This window comes from Pseudonocardia sp. ICBG601, from assembly GCF_020496245.1.
This window is the reverse complement of record NZ_JAHLJA010000141.1, coordinates 1-3,488: the sequence shown is the minus strand read 5'-3', so window position 1 is coordinate 3,488 and position 3,488 is coordinate 1. Positions and strand designations below refer to the sequence as shown.

At 74.5% G+C, this 3,488-nt stretch carries 2 protein-coding genes and 3 pseudogenes; all 5 read right to left on the bottom strand.

The window, feature by feature from the left end; genetic code table 11:
• Positions 1–517 (bottom strand): nitric oxide synthase oxygenase (locus KPL57_RS27585; protein WP_308253043.1); only part of this gene is annotated, 517 nt, incomplete at its 3' end.
• A 625-nt stretch (positions 518–1,142) separates the two neighbouring features.
• Positions 1,143–1,955 (bottom strand): annotated as a pseudogene (gene trmB, locus KPL57_RS27580) (tRNA (guanosine(46)-N7)-methyltransferase TrmB).
• Positions 1,948–2,244: a hypothetical protein gene (locus KPL57_RS27575; RefSeq protein WP_226353709.1), complete on the bottom strand. Its 297-nt coding sequence runs from the start codon at positions 2,242–2,244 to the stop codon at positions 1,948–1,950. The pseudogene trmB and the gene KPL57_RS27575 overlap by 8 nt, the downstream one beginning before the upstream one ends.
• A gap of 172 nt (positions 2,245–2,416) precedes the next feature.
• Positions 2,417–2,923 (bottom strand): annotated as a pseudogene (locus tag KPL57_RS27570) (glycosyltransferase family A protein); the annotation flags it as partial.
• A gap of 80 nt (positions 2,924–3,003) precedes the next feature.
• Positions 3,004–3,488 (bottom strand): annotated as a pseudogene (locus KPL57_RS27565) (glycosyltransferase family 2 protein); the annotation flags it as partial.

Here is a 3,488-nt window from a genome sequence, read left to right as displayed (position 1 = left end):
GGCACGTCGAACAGCGGGACCGCCCGTCCGGGCCGGTGATCAGCAGCGGCAGCACGTCGAACCGGCCCGCCGGCTGCGGCCGCGGCCACCCCATCCCGACGACGTGGTCGGTGAAGTCGGCCTGGCCGGGGTCCCCGGTGACGGTGCCGTCGGGGTTGCGGTGCCCGGCGTAGCGGACGAGCTGGTCGTTGCGGATCCGCGGGCCGGGACGCCCCGGGGCGTCCGGCGCGAACACCGTCATCGTCGAGCGGATCTTCCCGCCGCGGGTGGCGGCGCGCAGGTGCCCGACGCTCTCCTGCGCGATGTCGGCCGGGTCGTGCAGGTGGCGCAGGTCGCGGACCTGCAGCGACTGCCAGTACAGGCGCCCGATGCAGCGCGCGGAGTTCCGCCACGCCACCCGGGCGCCGAACACCAGCTCGTGCATGGTGTGGGTGTAGGTGCCGGACCGGTCGATCTCGGCACGGACCTGGCGCAGCCGGTCCGCCAGCGGGACACCCGGCTCGGTCTCCGCGTACACCTGGCGCAGGAACTCCTCGGCCGCGGCCGGGTCGACCGGGGCGGGATCCTGCTCGTCGGCGCCGCCGGGGGCGGCGGATGGCCGCCGGAGCGGCCGTGCCCGGTGACCGGGCAGCCGCCGGTGGCCTCCGCCGGGGGTGCGACCCGGTTCTCCGCCGGCGGCGTGACACGGACGACCGTGGTCGCGGCGCCCGGGCCGTCGACCCGGGTGAGGAGGTGCTCGCGGCCTCCCGCGGTCGGGCGTTGCGCGGACTCGGGCGGCCCCTGCTCACCGGCCGGACCCCGTTCCCACGGCGCCGTCGGGGGCATCCAGGGCCGGTCGACGACCGTCGTCGCCTCCACCCCGTCCGCGCCAGCGCGGTGGTCGCCTGCACGGGACCCTCAACCGGCCCGACCAGCGGGACCATCGACACCGACCGTCCGGACCGCTCCCCGGCGGACTCCCCCGGCGCCTGGCCAGGGCCCTGACCCGGACCCGACGGAGCGCCCGACGGCGGCCCGTCATCGGGCGGGGCGTCGGGCTCGGCCGGAAGCCGGCCGGTCGGTCGACCGGCCGCTTCGGTGCCGCGGGAGCGGGGTGCGAGTTCTTGCCGTGCTCCACCGTCGTCACGGGCGTCCTTCGGGGGTCACTCGGGTGGGGATCCGGGTCCGGGGTGCTCCTGACCGTAGTCGGTCACTCTCCGTGTGTCACCGGCACCATGGGTGTGGTCGGCGATGTACAGCAGGTCACGAACCGGTCGTCCGTCCAGCCGGGCCCGGTCCTCGAACTTCGTGACCGGACGCCACGACGGGCGGTCCTGCCAGCCGTCCGGCCGGAGCGGGAAGCGTCGTCCGGGCGCAGCGACGGCTCCGCGGAGACCACCCGGCGCATCTGCTCGGCGTAGTGCGGCCAGTCGGTCGCCAGGTGCAGCAGGCCGCCCGGGCGCAGCCGCGACGCGGCCAGCGCGGCGAAGTCCGGCTGGATCAACCGGCGCTTGTGGTGCCGCCGCTTGGGCCACGGGTCGGGGAAGAAGATGCGCAGTCCGTCCAGCGAGGCTGGCGGCACGACCCGGGTGAGCAGCTCCACGGCGTCGCCGCGCAGCAGCCGCTGGTTGGTCAGGCCGCCCTGCTCGATCCGCATGAGCAGCTGGGCCAGGCCCGGCTCGAAGACCTCGACCGCGACGTGGTCGATCTCCGGCTCGCGCCGTCGCGAGCGCCGCGGTCGTCTCGCCCATGCCGGACCCGATCTCCAGCACGACCGGAGCGGTCCGGCCGAACATCGCGGCCGGGTCCCAGACCCCGGCGGCCACGACGTCGTCGACCTCGGCGCCCCACGTCGACCACAGCCGGTCCCAGGCGGACTGCTGACCCTCGGAGAGCCGGACGCGCTGGTGGACGTAGGAGCGGATCCGGGTGTCGTGCGGGTGCGGGGCCTCCGGGGCGGTGGCCCGGTCAGGCACCGGTGTTCCGGCCCGCGGGCAGCCGCACGTGGGCGGTGGCGCCGGGCAGCCGACCGCGGACGTAGCCCGCGGTGGTGACGCCGAGGCAGGCGACGATCGCGACGGCGGAGGCGGCGTTGCGCTCCTTCGCCTCGCGGAGCACTCCCGCGGGCAGCACCTTCATCGTGTAGCTGCTCTCGGCGGACAGCGAGTCCCCGGTCCCGACGACCTTGGAGACGGCGGCCTTGGAGATGCCCTCGGCCCAGCCGCGGCGCAGCAGGTAGCGCCAGGAGACCCGGTCGTCGGACACCCGGTGGTCGACGGCGGCGCGCGGCTCGAACAGGATGCGCGGGTTTCCGGCCGTCGGCGACGTAGGCCTGCCGGGCCCGGATGCAGAGCTCGGTCTCCTCGCAGCCAAGCGGGTTCTTGCCGATCCGGCCCATGTCCTCGGCGAACCCGCCGACGCGGGTGAACACCTCGGCGCGCAGGGACATGTTGCAGCCCATGAGGTTGCGCATCTCCGCCCGCTCGGTGGGCTGGCCGGTGTAGGTGCAGCCGACGACCCAGTCGAGCTCGCCGGTGGCGTTCGGGTCCTCGGGGGCGGCACCGGGCAGGGTCCGCGGACGCCCGTCGGGCCACTTCGGGTGGGCGATCCCGCCGACGCCGATCACGTCCGGGTCCTCGTACGGGGCGAGGAGCGCGCGCAGCCAGCCGGGGCGGGCCGCGGCGTCGTCGTCGAGGAAGACGACGACCTCGCCGGAGGCCAGCTCGACCGCGGTGTTGCGGGCGCCGGACAGGCCCTGCTTCTTCTCGTTCGCGACGACCACCACCCCGAGCGGCCCGAACTCGCGCTCGGCCCGCTCCCGCAGGCGCTCGTTGTGGTCGACGACGACGATCGTCTCCAGCGGGGTCACGTCCTGGTCGAGAACCGAGTCGACGGCGGCCTTGATGTCGAACCAGCGCTTCTCGGTGTAGACGCAGACGACCACGGTGGCGGTCGGCAGGGCGCTCACGTGCAATCGCTCCTCATGGTGCTGCGGACCGGCGGGGGCGGCCGGTACGAGCAGCGTCAGCGGGCGTAGCCGGACGCCTTGCGACGCTGCTCCATGCGACGGTGCTCGGCCATCAGGGTACGCAGCACCCGGGTGCCGTCGGCGAAGGTCCGCAGGTTGGTCTCGCCGAACATGCGCTCCCGCTCGACCGACGGCACCTCGGTGATCGTCAGGTCGGCCGCGGCGACGCGGCAGTTCAAGCACGGTCTCGATCTCGAAACCGTCGCCCCAGAGCATCGAGCCGTCCTCGGGCTGCGGCGCCGCCGGGTCCGGAGCTCGAGCTGCGGCAGCAGGTCGGCCCAGAAGGCGTTGTAGCCGTAGCAGAGGTCGGAGTACTTGGTGCCGAACAGCCGGTTCGCGACGGTGTTCAGCCCGGCGTTGCCGGACTTGCGCAGCAGCGTGATGTCGTCCGAGCCGCCGCCCTTGCAGAACCGGCTGCCTTGGCGAAGTCGGCGCCCTTGACCAGCGCGTTCACGAAGGCCGGGATCTCGTTCGGGTCGGC